16 protein-coding genes are annotated in these 18,584 nt (G+C 68.8%); 10 read left to right on the forward strand and 6 right to left on the reverse strand.

Going from position 1 to position 18,584, the window contains the following annotated elements:
- Positions 1 to 221 precede the first annotated feature (221 nt).
- Entirely contained in the window at positions 222 to 461 is a 240-nt protein-coding gene (locus ACWEFL_RS18540; RefSeq protein ID WP_451713500.1) for a hypothetical protein, read from the reverse strand.
- Between the two features lie 133 nt (positions 462 to 594).
- Positions 595 to 1,266, reverse strand: a complete 672-nt coding sequence (locus tag ACWEFL_RS18545) for a TetR family transcriptional regulator (RefSeq protein WP_451713503.1) — start codon at positions 1,264 to 1,266, stop codon at positions 595 to 597.
- A 133-nt stretch (positions 1,267 to 1,399) separates the two neighbouring features.
- Between ACWEFL_RS18545 and ACWEFL_RS18550 the strand changes: the two genes are divergently transcribed.
- Positions 1,400 to 2,167, forward strand: coding sequence for an SDR family NAD(P)-dependent oxidoreductase (locus ACWEFL_RS18550; RefSeq protein WP_451713506.1), 768 nt, complete (start codon positions 1,400 to 1,402; stop codon positions 2,165 to 2,167).
- 9 nt (positions 2,168 to 2,176) lie between these two features.
- Positions 2,177 to 2,989, forward strand: coding sequence for a Ku protein (locus ACWEFL_RS18555; protein ID WP_451713508.1), 813 nt, complete (start codon positions 2,177 to 2,179; stop codon positions 2,987 to 2,989).
- Positions 2,990 to 3,154: 165 nt separating this feature from the next.
- On the opposite strand, the gene ACWEFL_RS18560 is transcribed toward ACWEFL_RS18555, so the two are convergent.
- Positions 3,155 to 3,796, reverse strand: a complete 642-nt coding sequence (locus ACWEFL_RS18560) for a MerR family transcriptional regulator (RefSeq protein ID WP_451713511.1) — start codon at positions 3,794 to 3,796, stop codon at positions 3,155 to 3,157.
- A gap of 152 nt (positions 3,797 to 3,948) precedes the next feature.
- On the opposite strand from ACWEFL_RS18560, the gene ACWEFL_RS18565 reads away from it, so the two are divergent.
- From ACWEFL_RS18565 to ACWEFL_RS18590, 6 genes are all read left to right on the forward strand, one after another.
- Entirely contained in the window at positions 3,949 to 5,757 is a 1,809-nt protein-coding gene (locus ACWEFL_RS18565; RefSeq protein ID WP_451713513.1) for an ABC transporter ATP-binding protein, read from the forward strand.
- A complete protein-coding gene (locus tag ACWEFL_RS18570; protein WP_451713516.1) occupies positions 5,754 to 7,499 on the forward strand; it encodes an ABC transporter ATP-binding protein in 1,746 nt (581 codons plus the stop codon). The genes ACWEFL_RS18565 and ACWEFL_RS18570 overlap by 4 nt, the downstream gene beginning before the upstream one ends.
- Positions 7,500 to 7,964: 465 nt before the next feature.
- A complete protein-coding gene (locus ACWEFL_RS18575) occupies positions 7,965 to 8,798 on the forward strand; it encodes an ABC transporter substrate-binding protein (RefSeq protein ID WP_451713519.1) in 834 nt (277 codons plus the stop codon).
- A 9-nt stretch (positions 8,799 to 8,807) separates the two neighbouring features.
- Entirely contained in the window at positions 8,808 to 9,932 is a 1,125-nt protein-coding gene (locus tag ACWEFL_RS18580; protein WP_451713522.1) for a FecCD family ABC transporter permease, read from the forward strand.
- Positions 9,929 to 10,795, forward strand: a complete 867-nt coding sequence (locus tag ACWEFL_RS18585) for an ABC transporter ATP-binding protein (RefSeq protein WP_451713524.1) — start codon at positions 9,929 to 9,931, stop codon at positions 10,793 to 10,795. Before ACWEFL_RS18580 ends, ACWEFL_RS18585 begins: the two co-directional genes overlap by 4 nt.
- A 596-nt stretch (positions 10,796 to 11,391) precedes the next feature.
- Positions 11,392 to 12,414, forward strand: coding sequence for a formylglycine-generating enzyme family protein (locus ACWEFL_RS18590; RefSeq protein ID WP_451713526.1), 1,023 nt, complete (start codon positions 11,392 to 11,394; stop codon positions 12,412 to 12,414).
- 93 nt (positions 12,415 to 12,507) lie between these two features.
- Here the strand turns inward: ACWEFL_RS18590 and ACWEFL_RS18595 are convergent, their stop codons facing one another.
- Positions 12,508 to 14,019: a sensor histidine kinase gene (locus ACWEFL_RS18595; RefSeq protein WP_451713528.1), complete on the reverse strand. Its 1,512-nt coding sequence runs from the start codon at positions 14,017 to 14,019 to the stop codon at positions 12,508 to 12,510.
- A gap of 35 nt (positions 14,020 to 14,054) precedes the next feature.
- Positions 14,055 to 14,780, reverse strand: coding sequence for a response regulator transcription factor (locus tag ACWEFL_RS18600; RefSeq protein WP_451713530.1), 726 nt, complete (start codon positions 14,778 to 14,780; stop codon positions 14,055 to 14,057).
- Positions 14,781 to 15,032: 252 nt separating this feature from the next.
- On the opposite strand from ACWEFL_RS18600, the gene ACWEFL_RS18605 reads away from it, so the two are divergent.
- Together ACWEFL_RS18605 and ACWEFL_RS18610 are read left to right on the forward strand one after the other, a co-directional pair.
- On the forward strand, positions 15,033 to 15,209 hold the full coding sequence (locus tag ACWEFL_RS18605; protein ID WP_451713533.1) for a hypothetical protein: 177 nt from the start codon (positions 15,033 to 15,035) through the stop codon (positions 15,207 to 15,209).
- A 203-nt stretch (positions 15,210 to 15,412) separates the two neighbouring features.
- Entirely contained in the window at positions 15,413 to 17,404 is a 1,992-nt protein-coding gene (locus ACWEFL_RS18610) for a sulfatase-like hydrolase/transferase (protein WP_451713535.1), read from the forward strand.
- A gap of 169 nt (positions 17,405 to 17,573) precedes the next feature.
- On the opposite strand, the gene ACWEFL_RS18615 is transcribed toward ACWEFL_RS18610, so the two are convergent.
- A complete protein-coding gene (locus ACWEFL_RS18615; protein WP_451713537.1) occupies positions 17,574 to 18,572 on the reverse strand; it encodes a TIGR03842 family LLM class F420-dependent oxidoreductase in 999 nt (332 codons plus the stop codon).
- Positions 18,573 to 18,584: the final 12 nt, after the last annotated feature.

An 18,584-nucleotide genomic window follows, 5' to 3' on the forward strand; every position in this document is an offset into this window, starting at 1 on the left:
GGTGCGCATGGTGAAGTTGCTGATCACAGGTCTGATGTGAGGGTTGGGAGAGCTGCTCGCGCCAGCCGTCGGCCGGTGTCCACGGCGAAGACCGTCCGGCATGTCGTTCGGGGCCGTCCTCGGGTTCCGCTGCGCTTGCGAACTGCTCCCACGATCCGTCGCCGGGCCGGTGTGCCGGGAGAGCCTGGGAGGGCGTGGGAGCTGGAGCGGATCACGGCCGCTCACCAGGTGCGGGCCGCGGCTCCGGCGGTGCCGGTGGTGTTCTTCGTGGTGAGGCGGTCGTCGAGGTCGTAGCCGTAGGAGAGGGAAGCGACGTCGGACGATCCGGCGGAACCGTCGACGACGTCGGTGGTCCGGTCGCCGATGAGGCGGCCGAGGCTGTCGTAGGTGTAGGTGATCTGGTCCGACGCCGGGGTCCGGCGGCCCTCCTGGGGGACGGCGAACCGGAGGGTTCTGGGCAAGGTCCGCACGGATCTGACGTGGGCGACCGCGCTGGTGCGGGCCCTACTGGTGCTGACAAACCAGGAAGTCGCCCGCTGACCGATGTTCTTGTCGGTGGACTGCCGCCCCGGACCTGGCCGAGCTTCCCGACGCCTACGCCGTACCGGCGAGGGTGCCGGCGATGAGGGTCGCCACCATCCCCCGCAGAGAGGAGGTGAAGTCCATGCGTAGCGCGGCCAGGGACGGGTCCGTGTCGTAGGCGGCGAGCATGCCGGGGGAGGGCCGGGCGTGGGTCCAGACGGCGCCGGCCACCATGTAGACCTGCGCGCTGAGCCGCTCCGCCCCGTCGCCCAGTTCGGGCAGGTACTGTCGCGCCAGATCGCCCAGCGCGACGACATTGCCGATGGCCGCTTTCTTGTACCGGGCGGCGACCTCCGCGGACACGTTGTGCTCCAGGACACCGGCCTGCGCGCTGAGCAGGTCGCACAGCACCCGGTGCTCCGCAAGGGAGTGGGTGAACACGGCCGCGAATGCGTCGCCACGCCGGCCCACCGGGTGGTCGGGGTCGATTCCGGCGGCGAGCCGGTCGGGCAGTTCGGCCGTCCACTGTTTCCACGCGCTGTCCAGCAGCTCCAGCAGGATGGCCTCGCGCGATTCGAAGTAGCGCAGCACGTTGGATTTGGCCAGGCCGACGCGTCGGCTCAGCTCGTTGAGGCTGACCTCGGCGACCGGCATCTCGTCGAGCATCGCGGCCGTGGTGTCCAGGATCGCCTGCCGGCGGATCTCCCGCTGCTCATCGCTGCGAGCACGTTGAAAGGTTGCCATCACCCCATCCTACAGACCGTCGGTCTGTTGACATTAGACCGACGGTCTTTTATGTTTCATCTCAAGAGACCGCCGGTCCGTTAAGGGGTCGGGACTGGACGTGCGTAAGCGATTCCCAGAGGAGATCCACATCATGAGCAGCAACAAGAGCGACAAGAAGGTTGCAGTCATCACCGGCGGTGCTACGGGCATCGGCAAGGAGACCGCGCGGCTGCTGGTCGCGGACGGCGTGCATGTCGTCCTGAGCGGGCGACGTGCGGACGTGGGTGCGCGGGCGGTCGAGGAGCTGACCAAGGACGGCGGCAGTGCCTCGTTCGTGGTGGCGGACATGGACTCGCCGGAGAGCATCAAGGCCCTGTTCGACTCGGTCCTGGCCGACTACGGCCGCCTGGACCACGCGGTCAACAACGCCGGTCTGGCCCACGAGACCGCCGCGATCGCCGACGCCGACCCGGTGAGGTTCCAGGAGATGCTGTCCACGAACGTGATGGGCCTGTTCCTGTGCCTGCAGCGCGAGATCCAGGAGATGCTCGCCGACGGCCACGGGGGCACCATCGTCAACCTGGCCTCCATCGCCGGCCTCAACGGCATCCCGTGGAGCGGCCCGTACGCGGCCACCAAGCACGCGGTCGTCGGCCTGACCAAGACCGCGGGCCTGGAGTACTCCTCCCAGGGCGTTCGCGTGAACGCGGTCGCCCCCGGCGCGATCAAGACCGACATCATCGCCAACGCCATCTCGCTCGGTCAGTACGACGAGGACATCATCACCGCGATGCATCCGATCGGCCGCATGGGCCTGCCCCAGGAGGTCGCCGCGGGCATCCACTGGCTCCTGTCCGACGAGTCCTCCTTCGTCGCCGGCGCGATCCTCAACATCGACGGCGGCTTCCAGGCAAAGTAGCCCCCACGCATGCTGGACGCCCGACGCAGGGAGCAGGCCGGCGTTGATCTGCTGACGGCGGGTCGACTGCCAGGCGATCAGCCGCCAGCCGGTGCCCGAGATCTCCACGACCAGCCTCCTGCCGGGCGTCACTCCGTTTTCCACCAGCTCCAGCGCGACCCCACCGACCGGATGCGCAACAGACGCGTCAACGAGCGCACCAACGAAGAAGTGCCACCGGAGGACATCGCCAAGGCGTACGACACCGGCGACGCGTACGTGATCGTCGAGCCGAGCGAACTGGACGAGATCGCACCCCTGACGATCGCGTTCGGCGGTCCGACGAGGCCGGACACACCGCTGACACCAGGCGACGGTGCCCCGGTCTACGGTGCGGCCATGTCGTTTACCCTGCCCAGCGGCCTTCCTCCCGGCCGGTTCGTGCATTCCGGCCCCGCACGCGTGTGGCCTGTCCTCCTGAGCAAGCAAAGAGCACGCGGCCTGGTTCCGCTCCCGTACCGACCCGACGCCATCGGAGAACCGCTCGGACTGGACGATGTCGACGCCGTCCGCCTGGAGGAGGTGCTGGCCACGGACTTCGCCGAGTACCGCCGCACAAGGCTGCCCGCCTGGACGGACCCGACCCCTGCCCCGGTACCTGAAGGCATCGAGCCGTGGCCGCACGATCCCGGGCCGCCCTTCGAGCAGTGGCCGGGCGTGGCCGGGTCTGGCACCGCAGATGCCTGCCACGTCCGCAGGCCCGACGCCGGAGGAGGCCGCGTCAAGCCTGCTGGCCCGGCGTGGCGGGCGCGGGCCGGTACTTCGCGCACTGGATCTGGGTGAAACCGGCCGTCAAGTGTCCAGAGCGACAAGAGCTGACGGGAGACTCCCCTCTACGGATCTGCGGGAGCCCAGGTGGAGATATCCCCGGGTACCCGACCATCTTCACGCGTACGCGCTGGGCGATATCTGAAGAACTTGAGCCGACCCGACAGACCCGTTGCACGGCTATGCCGAAGGCCGGCGTGCCTTCTGTCGGTAGTGCCGCTGCTGGCAGGCCCGTGAACAGTAGCGGCGGCGTCGGCCTGTCGTCGGCTGGGAGAGCGGGTCCGCGCAGACGATGCATCGACTCGGTGCGGCGTCTGTTTCATCACGCGGTGCCGCGGTTTCGTCACGGTCTCGGGGTGTCGCGGTGCGACGAGGGATCGACTGTGCCGCGGCGACCAGTCCCCGTGTCGTGACACGCCCGCGCGGCGTGTGACTCATCAGCTCGCCGTCGAGCCACGGGCACTCCTCCACGATGTCGTCGTCTGGGCACTCCAATAGATGCATCAGATACTCATGAGCACTCTTCAGCTCGTCGATCTTCTCCTCGATCAACCCGACGTGGCGCTTCACGATGCTCCTCCACCGGTCGTTTCGGCTGCCGGAGGTCACGACGGCGGCCTGTTCGAGGGGCATGACACCGGTCACGCAGCACAGATAGGCGAGGCCGACGCGGCGCAGTTCCGTCTCGGTGTAGAGCCGCCGCCCGTTGATCCGCGGCGGCTGGGGAAGTACTCGCTGGGACTCCCACCATCGCAGCGTCGACGGCGCCATGTCGTAGAGGGCCGCCGCCTTGCCGATCGAAACGCCGAGTGGATCGCTCATGAGTCCATTTGACATCAAGTCCCCTTTAAGACTCAAGATTGAAGCGCGTAGTTAGGCATACCTAAGTACCTCCGAGCTTCGTGGTGACGAGGACGCGGGAGTCCGGCCGCGGTCCAGCGGCGACGGCGGCATTTCACAGAAGGAGCCCAGAGGTGAGTACGACAGCGGACACACGCGCGGATTCCACGTCCGCGATGGAGTCCTCCGCGGAAACCGAGGAGCCGGTCGGGCTCGCCGAGCCCGGGGCTCTGGCTCGACTGTTCGCTCCCATCCGGTCGCACCTGATCGTGTGCGGCCTGTTGTCGGCGCTCTCCGCGGCGGCGGGGATCGTGCCGTACATCGCCGCGGCCGAGATCGCGCGGATCATGCTCGATGATCCCTCGGACGCCACCACGGCGGTCTGGTCCTGGGTGGGCATCGGAGCCGTTGGCGCGGGCCTGTGGCTGGTGCTGCTGGTTCAGTCCTCCCGGTTGGGGCACTACGCGGACGCGGCGATCCTGCACGCCCTGCGTGTGCGGATCGTGCGCCATCTCGGCGCGTTGCCGTTGGGATGGTTCCGGGCTTCGGGCTCGGGTCGGGTGAAGCGGGCGATGACCGGCGACCTGGAGGAGATGCACGAGGTCATCGCCCACGCCCTGGGCCAACTGACCGGAGCGGTCACGGTGATCACCGTCTCGGGTGCCTATCTGTTCTTCGTGGACGTCTCGATGGCGTTGATCGTGCTGGGCGTGATGGGGCTGATGGGGGTCTGCTACCGCGTCTCGATGCGGTCGATGACGACTCATGTGAACCGGCTGATCGCCGCGGAGCGGCGGATCAGCGCCGCGAGTGTGGAGTACGCCGACGGCATCCAGGTGGTCAAGGCGTTCGGCACCGGAGGTCGCGTGCTGCGCCGCTTCGACGACGCTGTGGACGAGTACGCCGAGGCGTTCGCGGCGTGGGTCGCCGAGGTGCGTTACAGCTCGGCGGCCACACGGCTGCTCGGTTCGGAGATGGCGGTGCTCACCGCCGTGACGGCCGCGGGGCTGGCGTTCATCGCCCACGGGTCTCTCACCGTGGCGGACCTGGTGGCGTTCCTGGTCGTCTCGGTCGGGCTGCCGACCTCGATCCTCCCGGCCGTGTCCGCCGCCCAAGGGGTGCGCAAGGGCCGGATGGGCGCGGCCGGCATCGAGCGGCTGCTGTCCCGCCCGCCGCTGCCGGAACCCGAGAGCCCGCAAGCGCCACGCGGTCACGGCGTCGAGTTCGATCGCGTCTCGTTCTCCTACGACGGGGTGACCCGTGCGGTCGAGGGTGTCAGCGCAGTCTGCCCGCCGGGCACGGTGACCGCGATCGTGGGGCCGTCGGGCGCAGGCAAGACGACCCTGGCGAGCCTGCTGCCGCGCTTCTACGACGTGACCGACGGCGCGGTCCGGATCGGCGGCGTCGACGTGCGCGCGATCGGCTCGGCCGACCTGCTGGCGTCGATGTCGCTGGTGTTCCAGGACGTCGCGCTGCTGCGCGACAGTGTGGCCGAGAACATCCGCATCGGAAGGCCCGGAGCCACCGACGAAGATGTCCGTCAGGCCGCGGTAGCCGCGCACATCCACGACGTGATCGAGGCTCTGCCCGACGGGTACGACACGCCGCTCGACGGAGGCGGGGGCGGTCTGTCCGGCGGCGAGCGCCAGCGGCTGACGATCGCGCGGGCGATCCTGTCCGGAGCACCGATCGTCGTCCTGGACGAGGCGACCGCGGCACTTGACCCCGACAGCGAGACGGCGGTCCAGGAGGCGCTGGCACGCCTGGCGGTCGGCAAGACGGTGATCGTGATCGCCCACCGGCTGCACACGATCGTCGGGGCCGCCCAGATTCTCGTACTCGACAACGGTCGGCTGGTCGAGCGGGGCCGCCACGACGAACTGCTCGCACGCGACGGCTTGTACGCCCGGATGTGGGCCGCGCAGGAAGGAATCCCCACATGATCCGCCGGCTCTACCATCTGTGGCCCGATCCGCGGCTGCTGGCCCGTCTGTGGTCGCTGACCGCGGTGCAGGCGGTCCTGCAAGGTCTGCTGCTCGGTCTGCTCGTCCCGATCCTGAACGCTGTGGTGCGCCCCGAGCCCGACCTCGCCGCCGCCACGCCGTGGCTGGTACTCGGCGCCGTCGGCGCGATCGCCTATGGGGTGCTGAGCATCATCGCCGACCCGGTGGGCTACGCCGCGGGCGGTGCGCTCGCGGCCCAGTTGCGCCGACGGTTGATGCGCAGGGCGAGCACGCTGCCGCTGGGGTGGTTCACCGCCGAACACAAAGCGCGCCTCGCGCGGGGAGTGACCGCGGACGTGGGCGACGCGGCGCACTTGGCGGTGACGATCGGGCAGCCGGTGATCACCTCGACACTGCTGCCTGCGACAGCCGTGGTCATCACGTTCGCCGTCGATTGGCGGGTGGCGCTGCTGCTGTGTGTGATCGCGCTGGTGGCCTCCTGGGTGCTGCGACGTGCCGCACGAGTCGCCGCCGAGGCCGAGATCGAACTGGAGCGCGCATCCGCCGACGTCGCCGGCCGAGCGATCGAACTCGGCCAAGCCCAGCCCGTCCTGCGCGCCGCCGGCCACGCCGAGGGCACGCCCCGGATGCACGCCGCGCTGGTCGACCACCGCGAAACGTACCGAGACGGCATGGCGCGCGCCCGCCGCCCGTTCTTCGTCTACACCGGCGTGGTCGCGGCCGGGTTCGTCGCCGTGCTCGCGCTGGTCGCCGGACTCATGCTCGGCGAACGCGTCGAGGTCGCCGAGGCGATCGCGCTGCTCATGCTGGCCGCCCGGTTCCTGCAACCGCTCGGCAACCTCATCGACCTCATCGGCGCCCTGCGAGCGATGACGAACAAGATCGCCCGTATCGAGGAGTTCCTCGCCACCCCCGCGCTGCCTGTGCCGGCCGACCCGGTGCGCGGGATCGACAAGCCCGTCGTCGAGTTCACCGATGTCACCTTCACCTACCCCGGTGGTGACGCCCCTGCCTTGCGGGACGTCTCGATGGCCTGCCGACCGGGCACCACCACCGCACTGGTCGGTCCTTCGGGCTCGGGGAAGACCACGGTGACCCGGCTCATCGCTCGATTCTTCGATGTCGACGCGGGAGCAGTGCGCATCGGCGGCACCGATGTCCGCGACCTCGATCCGGACGCCCTGCTCGATGAGATCGCCATCGTCTTCCAGGACGTCTACCTCTTCGATGACACCATCGAGAACAACCTGCGTCTCGCCCGACCCGACGCAACATGGGCCGAACTCCATGACGTGGCCGGTGCGGCCCGCCTCGACGAGGTGATCGAACGCCTCCCCGGCGGCTGGAACACCCGCGTGGGCGAGGCCGGCGCCCAACTGTCCGGTGGTGAACGCCAGCGCGTCGCGATCGCCCGCGCCATGCTCAAACGGGCACGGATCGTGCTCGTCGATGAAGCCGGCTCCGCGCTCGATCCCGAGAACGAAGCCGCGATCACCCAGGCCATCGCCAACCTCGGCGCCGACCCCGATCGCACCGTCATCGTGATCGCCCACCGCCCCGCGACCCTGGCGGCGGCCGACCATGTGGTGTCACTCGAAGCGGGCCGAGTCGCGGAGACCGGTGCGCCCGCGGAGCTGTTGCTCACCGGCGGCACGTTCGCGCGCATCAGTCGGCAGTACGAACGGGCGCGGTACTGGCGCATCGGAACGACAGCATCGTGAACACAACAGAGGTGTGGAGATCGGAGTCTTGACGTCCGGCGATCCGGTGCCGGACCGCGAGACCGGTGAGTCTCCCTCCGGCACCAGACGCGGCGGACACCCGATCTGGCGCGTCTCGCGGATCAGGCGGGCATCGACCTGGCGAGCCTTTCCACTCCTCGCGTCGCCGACGCCGTCGAACTGCTCGGCACACGGGTCATTCCCGCGATCCGGGGACGCTGATCAGCGGACCGTCATCCATCCACAACCCCGTCCCGACCAACCCCGACTCTCAGTAGGTAACCCATGCCTGTGCAATTCCCTGTCCCGTCTCGTCGCTGTCGGCGAAGAGGCGTGCTCGCTCTCGTGGCGTCGGGCATCATGGCCGCGACGGTCGGTTGCGGCGCCGACGGTGGAGGCCCGTCGAACGAGGCCACCGCACCGTCTGGAGAGGGCGCGGTCGAAGTCCAGTCCTGCGGTCGCACAGTGAGTCTTGACGCCCCGGCCAAAAGCGTGGTCGTCATCGGGGCGGGGTCGGTCGATACGCTGTTCGAGATAGGCGTCGGGGATCGTGTCACCGGAGTCGTCAGGGTGTTCGCCGATCCGGCACCGGAGTTCGCCGCTCGACTCGGCGAACTCCCGGACATCGGAGACGCGCTTCCGGGTCGTGAGGCGTTGCTCGCGCTGCAGCCTGATCTCGTGATCGCCGAGCAGGGGCGGACCCTGAACGGCGAGGAGGGCACCCCTTCGATCGAGCAACTGGACGAGGCAGGCATCGCCACCTATGTCGTGGCCAGTGGCTGCGACGCCAAGCCGGTGAACGCCGAAGTCACCGACACCTTCGCCGAGATCGAGAACTTCGGTGTGCTGATGGGAGCCTCGGACGGCGCACAGGAACTCATCGATCGTCTGCGGCAGCGGCTCGATGACGTCGCCAAGCGAGTCGACGGCAAGGAGCCCGTCGGCGTGTCCTACGTCACGTTGATCGGATCGGACCTGTGGGTCTTCCACAGCGGGCTGGACGTCGACATCGTCGAGCGTGCCGGAGGGAAGAACCTCTTCAACGACCCCAGCAGGCCGTTCTCCATCATGAGCAAGGAAGAGATCACCGCCGCGAACCCCGAGGCGATCCTGTTCTTCCCCAACGCTCCCGTCGATGATCCCGTGGACTACATCCGGCAGGCTTTCCCGACCACGGATGCGGTGAAGAACAACCGGATTCACCTCGTGAGCCCCGACACCGCTGCCAGGACCGGTGTCCGCCCGGTGTATCAGGTCGAGGAGTTCGCTCGCTTCCTGCACCCCGAAGCCTTCGAGTAGGAGCGACAGGTGAGTCCACGTTCCGGCCCGGTGCCGGTCAGTGACACCGCTGGACGCGCGGCAGGCGACACGACGACAGCGGTCGAGGATCAACGCCCGGCGCCCGAGCAGCGGCGAGCGGTCCCGCTCTGGATCGTCGTCCCCGCACTGTGTGCGGTGCTGGTGGCGACGGCGGCGTTCGGGATCGCGTTCGGGTCGGTGAGCATCGAGCTGACAACCGTGGTCGACGTGATCTGGCACCGCCTCGTCGGCGACTCGCCACATGTCGGCGGTGTCGACGATCAGATCGTCTGGAATCTGCGCGTTCCCCGTGTGCTGCTCGCCGTCGCCGTGGGGGCAGGTCTGGCGCTCGTCGGCGCGGTCTTGCAGGCCACCGTGCGCAACCCGCTCGCCGACCCCTACGTTCTCGGCGTCTCGGCCGGTGCGGGCCTCATGGCCTCGATCACCATCACGTTCGGCATGGCCGTCCTCGCAGGTCTGCCGACCTCGACGGCCGCGTTCGTCGGGGCGCTCATCGCAACCGTCGCCGTGCTCTCGCTCGGGCAACGGGACGGGCGATACGCACCCCCTCGCCTGGTCCTGGCCGGAGTCACGCTGTCGTATCTGTTCACCGGATTGACCAGCTTCGTGATCTTCCGTTCCGACGATCCCGAGAAGACACGATCGGTGATGTTCTGGCTGCTTGGCTCACTCGGGCAGGCCAAGTGGTCGAATCTCGCGATTCCCACCGCGGTCGTGCTGATCGGCTGCGTCTACCTCCTCGTCCAAGGCCGCGCCCTGAACGCCATGGCGCTCGGTGACGATGCCGCGCTCTCCCTCGGCTTCGCCGTGCACCGGCTCCGGTGGATGTTCCTGGTCAGCACGTCGCTCGTGACAGGCGTGCTCGTCGCCCTCGTCGGAGGCATCGGGTTCGTGGGACTGGTCATCCCTCACTTCGTCCGGCTCATCGTCGGCCCCGATCACCGCCGGGTGCTGCCGATCGCCGTACTTGTCGGCGCGATCTATCTCATCGCCGTCGACCTGCTGTGCCGCATCGTCATCAGCCCCGAGGAGTTGCCGATCGGGATCGTCACGTCCGTTCTCGGCGCGCCGCTGTTCCTGTGGTTGCTCCGCCGTCAGGGGGCCGAGCGATGACACGGCTCCAACTCACTGGTGTCAGCGTCGAACTCGGCGGAGTGCCGATCACCTCTGACTGCGACTTGGAGGTGCGCGACGGCGAGCGTGTCGGGCTCGTCGGTCCCAACGGCAGCGGCAAGACCACGCTGCTGCGCACCGTCTTCCGCGCCGTTGATCCCATCGCCGGCCATGTCGTGCTCGGGGGAGACGATGTGCGATCCCTCAGCCAGCGACAGATCGCGCGCCGTGCCGCACTCGTGCACCAGGAACCGGTCACCGATTTCGACTTCACCGTCGAAGACATCGTGGCGCTGGGGCGTGCGCCCTGGCAGGGACCGTTCGATCGGACCGGTCCGGCCGACCGAGCCGCCGTCACGGATGCCCTCGCACGTGTGAATCTTCTCGACTACCGATCGCGACAGATCGGCACCCTGTCCGGCGGCGAGAAGCAACGCGTCCTGGTCGCCCGCGCGATCGCGCAGAACAGTCCACTTCTCCTGCTTGACGAACCGACCAACCACCTCGACATCCACGCCGCCCTCGACCTCCTCGAACTCGTCCGGACACTCGAACGCACAACCCTGTGCGTGCTACACGACCTCAACTTCGCCGCCACCTACTGCGACCGCGTCTACGTCCTCAAAGCAGGCCGTATCGTCGCGGGCGGACCTCCAGCGGACGTACTCACCCCTGAGCTGGTCCGGGACATCTTCCATGTCGAATGCGCGCACCTCACCCACCCCACCACCGGGCAACTCCTCCTGGCCTTCTCACCAACGCTCCCGCGAACCTCCGGCCCGGCAGCCGGCAAGGACGTCCGCACGGCTGTCGGGAACGATGTCTGTGAAAGGTCAGCCGACACAAGCCACCGGCCGAGCTGACCCAGGATCTACGCTATGACCTGCGGCCACCGCACGATCTTCAGGAGTCCACACAACCCCCGGTGATCACGGGCTCCGTGCGGTAATCGGCCCTGTCTCACATGCGGTGGTGACGGTAGGTAGTCGCCGTGGCCGGCAGCGACACTCCCAGACCAGCACGGGTGCCGCGACCGTCGATACCGTGTCCGTCCCGCTCGACCGTGCGTCGCCGACTGCTCTCCTCGGAACTCGGACCAGGCACATCGGCGATGACGTTCTGTCACCACAGGCTACAGGCCAGAGCCGTTGATGCGACACTCCCCCGATGACTTCACTGATCGCACTCTGTGCCGCACGGGCCATCGTGATCAAGGGGGTGACTCACGACGGCTCGGCTGGGACTGGTGCCGCAGCACATGGTCGCCGCTCCCCTGGGTCAGGCCCGCGCGAACGGCGCACCGGCTCCGCGCCGAACTCTCCGGCCGATCCGTGACCACGCTGTCCCGAAGAGGTCATCGCACCTGGAACGTCCCCGGGACTTCCGGCAGACCCGGGCACCGGGCGCGCTCGCGCCGGGTCGCGAGCAGGCTGACGCCAGCCTGTCGCCACGTCAGTCAATGGCGTATACATTCATCACTGTGCGCCGATGCGGGGTTACGCCGCCGGGGAGAGGAGACGGTGTGGGTGTGTGCTGCGGGCCCGGCCGTGAGCCGGCTGACCTGGTCGCCGCGGGCAGGCCCGTCGTGGACGCCTCGGGCGCGGAGCCGGATCGGGGGTTGGTGCACCTCGAAGGAGGCAGGTTCCGGATGGGGGACGCGTTCGGCGAGGGCTACGCCTCCGACGGCGAGTCCCCGGTGCACACGGTGCTGCTGGACCCGTTCGCCATCGGGGCCACCGCGGTCACCAACGCGGAGTTCGCGGAGTTCGTGGCGGAGACGGACTACCGCACGGATGCCGAACGATACGGCTCGTCCGCGGTGTTCCACCTCGCGCTGCGCGCCCGCGCACACGACGTCCTCGGCCGTGCGGCCGGGGCCTCCTGGTGGCTCAACGTGGAGGGCGCGGACTGGGCGCACCCGGGTGGCAGGCGTTCCCGCTGGGAGGACGTCCCCGACCACCCCGTCGTTCATGTGTCGTGGCACGACGCGGTGTCGTACTGCCATTGGGCCGGGGCCCGGCTGCCCAGCGAGGCGGAATGGGAGTACGCGGCGCGCGGGGGACGCGGTGGCTCGCGCTACCCGTGGGGGGATGAGCTGGCCCCGGACGGAGAGGACCGCTGCAACATCTGGCACGGCACCTTCCCGACCCACAACACCCTGAGGGACGGCTTCTTGACCACGGCCCCCGTGCGGTCCTTCCCTCCGAACGACTTCGGACTGTACGAGATGGCCGGCAACGTCTGGGAGTGGTGCGGGGACTGGTACTCACCGGCGTACTACGCCCATTCCCCGCTGCGCGCGCCGCAGGGCCCGTCCAGTGGCAACACCAGGGTGATCCGTGGTGGCTCCTACTTGTGCCACCGGTCCTACTGCAATCGGTACCGTGTCGCCGCCCGTTCGGCCAACACCCCGGATTCCTCCGTCGGCAACTGCGGCTTCCGCATCGTACGGGACGGTTCCGACCCGCGTACGGAAGACTGAATCCGCCCACGCTGTAAGGAAATCACCGCCGCTGGGCTCGGCACCGGCGGATATCGCCGTCGGCGGTGTGTCCGGACCATTCGGCCGACGGAGTCAGGTCTCGATGCGAAGCCGTGGCAGCAAGACTCGGAAGCAGCACCCTTCGCCGGGTTCCGACCGCAACTCTATGCGGCCGCCGTGCGCGGTGACGAGTGCGTGGGCGATGGCGAGGCCGAGTCCGGAGCCCCCGCCTGCCGCGCGGCTGCGCGAGTTGTCCGCGCGGTAGAAGCGCTCGAAGACCCGCTCCTTCTCATCCGCCGTCAGGCCCGGGCCCGAGTCCTCGATCTCGATGACGGCGTGGCCGTCCAGCGAGCCGACGCCGACACGGATGCCGCTGTCGGGCGGTGTGTGGTGCAGCGCGTTGCCGACCAGGTTGCTGACCACCTGACGCAGACGCGCCTCGTCCGCCAGAGCGGGGGCCAATGTGGCCTTGCCTGCGTCCGGGCCGGTCAGGTGCACGGACCTGGCCGGAGCCATCGCCCGTATGTCGTGGAGCGCATCGACGGCGAGGGTGCGCAGATCCATGGGCGCCGGGTCCAGTGGATACGGACTCGGCGCGCCGGCGGGCCAGGGCCGCGCGAGGGAGGTGCTCTCGTCGAGCACCGCGAGCAGCAGCATGTCCTCGACGAGCCGGCCCAGTCGCTCGGACTCGCGGGCGATCCGTTCCATGGTCTCGTCGACGTTCTGCCGAGTCGGGAGGGCGCCCATGCGGTACAGGTCCGTGTAACCCTTGATACCGACCAGTGGAGTACGCATTTCATGACTGGCATCGGCCACGAAGCGACGCATCCGCCCCTCGGCCTCCGCCCTGGCCTGGAAAGCAGTCTCGATCTGGACGAGCATCCCGTTGAGTGACTCCGTGAGCCGGCCCGTTTCGGTACGAGGTCCGGCCAGTGTCGGAACGCGGCGGGAGAAGTCGCCATGAGCGATTGCCGCCGCGGTCTCCTCGATGCGGGTCAGCGGGCGGAGGCCGGAGCGTACGGCGAGCCAGCCGACCAGCGTGAGGAGGCAGACCAGGACGCTGCCTCCGGTGACCGAGAAGGTCCGGATCCGGCTCACGGCGTCGTCCACCTGGCTGAGCGACGCAGCCACGACCACCTTGCTGGGTGCCTCGACGCCGCTGCCCGGGAGAGTGGCGGACGATCTGTAGGGCACCGCGACGGCACGCCAGCGACCAGACCCGTCCAGGGAGTCGGCGGTGAACGGTTCGCCCCGCCTCACGTCGAGGGACCGAGCGTCGAGAGCGGGCAGCTTGGGGCCACCACCGGGCGGTGTCAGGTTGGGGGGCAGCCTGCGCAGGACTTCGCCCTGATCGTTCACGTAGACGACCACCGGATTGTTGAACTGATTCCACTGTGCCGTGAGTTTCTGGGCCTGCGGGATTTCCAGGGTGGCGACGAAGGGCCGGGCGCAGACCTCCGCGGTGTTCTTGATCCGGGTGTCGGCCTGCTCCATCAGATGTCCTTTCAGCGCACTGCTCACGAAGAGCCCGTTGGCCAGCAGGCCGATGGTGAGCAGCGCCGCGGCGAGGAACAACAGGCGCGCGCGCAGAGAGTACCGGTTCACGGCCGACCGGATCCGCGACGCCGCTACGCACGGAATCACGTGCGCGGATCGCGCATGACGTAGCCGACCCCGTGGACCGTGTGGATGAGTTTCGGCCCTCCGTTGTCGATCTTGCGTCGCAGATAACTGATGTAACTGTCCACGATGCTCGGATCTCCACCGAAGTCGTATCGCCAGACGTGTTCCAGGATCTGCGGCTTGGACACCGTACTTCCGGGGTTCGAGAGGAGGAATCGGAGGAGTCTGAATTCGGTCGGCGACAGCCGTACGGGAACGCCTGCTCGGGTGACCTGGTGACCCTCGGGGTCGAGTTCGAGGTCGGCGATCACCAATGTCGACCGAGGGTTTCCCTTGGTCCTCCGCAGGATTGCCCGGATGCGTGCGATCAATTCTTCGAGATCGAATGGCTTGGTGACGTAGTCGTCACCGCCCAGAAGAAGTCCGTTGACTTTGTCCCGGGTTGCCTCGCGGGCGGTGAGGAAGATGACTGGAACGGGGCCCGGTCGGCTGGCGGCGGCCGGGTTCGGCTGCTCCCGCAGGCGCCGGATGACTTCGAAGCCGTCCATGTCGGGAAGCATGACGTCCAGCAGAACCAGGTCGGGAGGGTGCTGTGCCGCCCGGTCCAGGGCTTGCTCGCCGTTGGCGGCCGTGTCCACGGTGAAGCCCGCGTAGCGCAGTGCGGTCGGCAGCAACTCCCGGACGGTCTGCTCGTCGTCGACAACGAGCAGGTTGCCGTCGGCCGCGGGAAGTGGAGTGGTCATCGTTCGGCATCCTGGACAGCAGTGGTCGCCTCGCGGCGCGGGTGATGAGTTCCCGGCCGGCGGGACCGGCACGGTCCGGTGACACGGACGGGCTCGGACCGCCCTTCCCCTCCGCAGCCGCGGAGGGGAGCCGTACGCGCCGGAGGCGGTAGATGGTGACTCCCACGGTAACCTGCGGCGCGCCCGAGGAGGCCGTGGCTACCGGGGAGTTCCGGGAGTTCTCTGGGAATAATGAGCCACCTCTGTCACGGAATGAACCTGATCACACCGTTTCGTACCGCCCCCGAATACCGCGGATTCCCAGAGAACACGCAGAAAGCGGCGACTTCGGATGAGAACGCGATCGCCACGGCAGCCAAGCTGATTCCCGGCGGCGGCAGTTCCTCGGGAGCGACTGACAACCTGCGGTACACCTACGTCAGCACGTGACGGGCGTGCCGGCCGCGGCGGACCCGCACCACCGCGGCGGGTTCTGTCGATGGCCGGCTCTCAACGAACCGACCGCCTGCCTGATGTTCTCGCCCCGCCCTTCCTACCTCTCGGGCATGTCTCGGCGCCCTGCCCGGAAATGGAGCGCACTGCGCCAAGACCTGAACAGACCGTCTTCACCTCAAACCCCCTGGAGCGAACCCGTGCCCACATTCCGTCGTACCGCGGATTCCCCCGGCTCTGCCGCGCCCGGCCGCGGTCTCTCCCGGCGGGGCCTGGGCGGACTCGTCGCCGCCGTCGCGGTGACCGCAGCCGCGCCGACGACCGCAGCCGCCACGCCGACCGCCGCCGACACCCGAGCCCCGGACCGGGGCCGGCCCGGCGGACGAGTGCGGCCGAACATCCTGTGGCTGGTCGCCGAAGACCACTACCCCTTCATCGGCGCCTACGGCGACGCAGTGGCCCGGACCCCCACGCTCGACCAGGTGGCCCGCGAGGGGATTCGGTACGAGCACTCCTACTCCGCCGCCCCTGTCTGCGCACCCTCCCGGTTCGCGCTGCTCACCGGCGTCCACCCGGCCACCGCGGGCCCGGCCCAGCACATGCGGGCCCAGGCCGCGATCCCGGACTTCCTGCACGGTTTCCCCCGGTACCTGCGTGAGGCGGGCTACTACACCACGAACAATGACAAGACCGACTACAACGCGCTGGTCGACATGGCCGCCACCTGGGACGAGTCCAGCAAGTCGGCACACTGGCGGAACAGACCCGCCGACGCACCGTTCTTCGCCGTCTTCAACGACATGAGCACCCATGAATCCACGCTCATCCGGGCCGTCGACGGCCGCACCCGTCCACAGGACGTGACCCTGCCCGACTACCTGCCCGACACCCCGGAGATCCGCAAGGACTTCGCCCACTACTACGACGCCATGGAAACCATGGACTCCCGAGTCGCCCTTCGTCTGGCGGAGTTGGAAGCGGCGGGCCTCGCGGAGAGCACCATCGTCTTCTGCTACTCCGACAACGGAGGCGTTCTGCCCCGCTCCAAGCGGTACTGCTACGACGAGGGCCTTCGCACCTCCCTGATCGTCCGCTTCCCCGCCGCGTGGCAACACCTCGCACCGCGCCCGCCCGGCTCGGTGGAACAGGGCGCCGTCACCTCCGTGGACTACGCACCGACCGTCCTCGCCCTCGCCGGCGTCGACATACCCCGGCATGTCCAGGGCAAGCCCTTCCTCGGCGTACACCGTCATCGGCCCGCCCGCTACGCCTTCGGCGGCCGCGACCGCATGGACGAGCGCTACGACATGGTCCGCACCGTCCGCGACGACCGCTACCGCTACCTGCGCAACTACACCCCCCACCGGCCATGGGGGCAGCACCAGGCATTCGCATGGCTGGCCCGCGGCTACCAGTCCTGGGAACAGGCCCACATCGACGGCGCCCTCACCGCCGTACAGGACCGCTTCTGGAGGACCAAGCCGGCCGAGGAGCTGTACGACCTGCACACCGACCCCGACGAAGTCCACAACCTCGCCGGCGATCCCGCGCACGATGCCACTCGCCGCCGCCTCGGCCGAGCCCTCGACCAGCACCTGATCGACATCCACGACAACGGCTTCATCCCCGAAGGCAGCCCCCTTGAAGGCTGGGAGGCCAGCCGCGTGCCCGGCGCGTACCCGCTGCGCCGCGTCCTCGACCTCGCAGGCCGGGCGATCACCCGAAGGAAGCGGCATCTTCCCGAGTACACCGGCCTGTTGAGCCACGAGAACGAGGCCATGCGCTACTGGGCCGCACAGGGCCTGCTCATCCTCGGCCCCGAGGCCGCCCCGGCGGCACGTCGCCTCGCCCGCACCCTCACCGACGACCCGTCACCACAGGTCCGGATCGCAGCAGCGGAGACCCTGATCCACCTCGGCCACACCACCGACAGGGCGGTCGCGTTCCTCACCGACACCCTGGAACACCACAACGACGCCCGGGTACGCCTCCAAGCACTCAACGCCCTCACCTTCATCCCCCTCGAAGCCGCCCGCGCCGCCTCCGCGGCGGTACAGAAGGCCGCACTCGACGAGAACGAATACCTCCGCAGCGCCGGCCGCTATCTGACGTTCGTCCTCGACGGCACCTACACACCCGCCAGCCCCGTCTTCGTCTTCGCAGCAGGCGGCGTCGGGGACGATCACCCCTGACCGCGCTGTGCAGGCATTCCAGTACAGGTGTGTTCAGACGAGCAGATGCGGCGGGAGGCGTCTCCCTGGCCTCATGGTGGTGGGCGACGGCGGCACGGTGACCGTCCTTCTCCGAGGCGTTGCCTTCGGTGTCCGTACCCGCGTCCGGCTCCTGCGCCGCCGGCGAGTGTCAGCTGAGCGACGGGATGATGTGGGAGCCGTACGCGTCGATGGTCGCTTCCCGGGCGTCGTGCATGTCGTACACGGCGAACTGGTCGACACCGAGGTCGCGCAGGTGCCGGAGTTTCTCGATGTGGGCCTCGACCGGGCCCAGCAGGCAGAAGCGGTCGACGATCTCGTCCGGGACGAAGTCGGTGGACGGGTTCCCGGCGCGGCCGTGGTGGCTGTAGTCGTAGCCTTGCCGGGACTTGACGTACTCGGTCAGCTGCTCCGGGACCATCGAGGAGTGCTCGCCGTACCGGGAGACCAGGTCGGCGACGTGGTTGCCGACCATGCCTCCGAACCACCGGCACTGGTCGCGGGCGTGCGCGAGGTCGTCACCCACGTACGCCGGGGCCGCCACGCAGATGGTGAGGGCATCCGGGTCCCGGCCGGCCGCCGCGGCCGCCTCCCGAACGGACTTGACCATCCATTCGGTGAGGTAGGGGTCGGCGAGCTGGAGGATGAAGCCGTCGGCCTTCTGACCGGCCAGGGCGAGGGCCTTGGGGCCGTACGCGGCCATCCAGACGGGCAGCTTGCCGTTCTTGATCCACGGGATGCGGATCGGGTTGCCGTCGACCTCGGCCTCGCGGCCCTCCGCCAGGTCGCGGATGACCTCGATGGCCTCGCCGAGCCGGGCCAGGGTGTTGGGCCTGCGGCCGGCGACCCGCATGGCGGAGTCGCCGCGGCCGATGCCGCAGACGGTCCGGTTGCCGTACATCTCGTTCAGGGTGGCGAAGGTGGAGGCGGTCACCTCCCAGGTGCGGGTGCCCGGATTGGTGACCATCGGGCCCACGTGGAGCTTCTGCGTGTTCGCGAGGATCTGGCTGTAGATGACGAACGGCTCCTGCCACAGCACGGCCGAGTCGAAGGTCCAGCCGTAGCGGAAGCCGTTGCGTTCCGCGCGTTTCATGAGGCTGACGACCTGGGAGGCGGGCGGGTCGGTTTGCAGGACGAGGCCGAAGTCCATGCGGGGACTCTC

This window comes from Streptomyces sp. NPDC004838 (assembly GCF_053600955.1).

Bases quoted from the DNA above. Each gene is read 5' to 3' on its own strand.
- ACWEFL_RS18545 (WP_451713503.1), bottom strand. From the start codon at position 1,266: ATGGCAACCTTTCAACGTGCTCGCAGCGATGAGCAGCGGGAGATCCGC.
- ACWEFL_RS18550 (WP_451713506.1), top strand. From the start codon at position 1,400: ATGAGCAGCAACAAGAGCGACAAGAAGGTTGCAGTCATCACCGGCGGT.
- ACWEFL_RS18555 (WP_451713508.1), top strand. From the start codon at position 2,177: ATGCTGGACGCCCGACGCAGGGAGCAGGCCGGCGTTGATCTGCTGACG.
- ACWEFL_RS18560 (WP_451713511.1), bottom strand. From the start codon at position 3,796: ATGAGCGATCCACTCGGCGTTTCGATCGGCAAGGCGGCGGCCCTCTAC.
- ACWEFL_RS18570 (WP_451713516.1), top strand. From the start codon at position 5,754: ATGATCCGCCGGCTCTACCATCTGTGGCCCGATCCGCGGCTGCTGGCC.
- ACWEFL_RS18585 (WP_451713524.1), top strand. From the start codon at position 9,929: ATGACACGGCTCCAACTCACTGGTGTCAGCGTCGAACTCGGCGGAGTG.
- ACWEFL_RS18590 (WP_451713526.1), top strand. From the start codon at position 11,392: ATGGCGTATACATTCATCACTGTGCGCCGATGCGGGGTTACGCCGCCG.
- ACWEFL_RS18600 (WP_451713530.1), bottom strand. From the start codon at position 14,780: ATGACCACTCCACTTCCCGCGGCCGACGGCAACCTGCTCGTTGTCGAC.
- ACWEFL_RS18605 (WP_451713533.1), top strand. From the start codon at position 15,033: ATGAACCTGATCACACCGTTTCGTACCGCCCCCGAATACCGCGGATTC.
- ACWEFL_RS18615 (WP_451713537.1), bottom strand. From the start codon at position 18,572: ATGGACTTCGGCCTCGTCCTGCAAACCGACCCGCCCGCCTCCCAGGTC.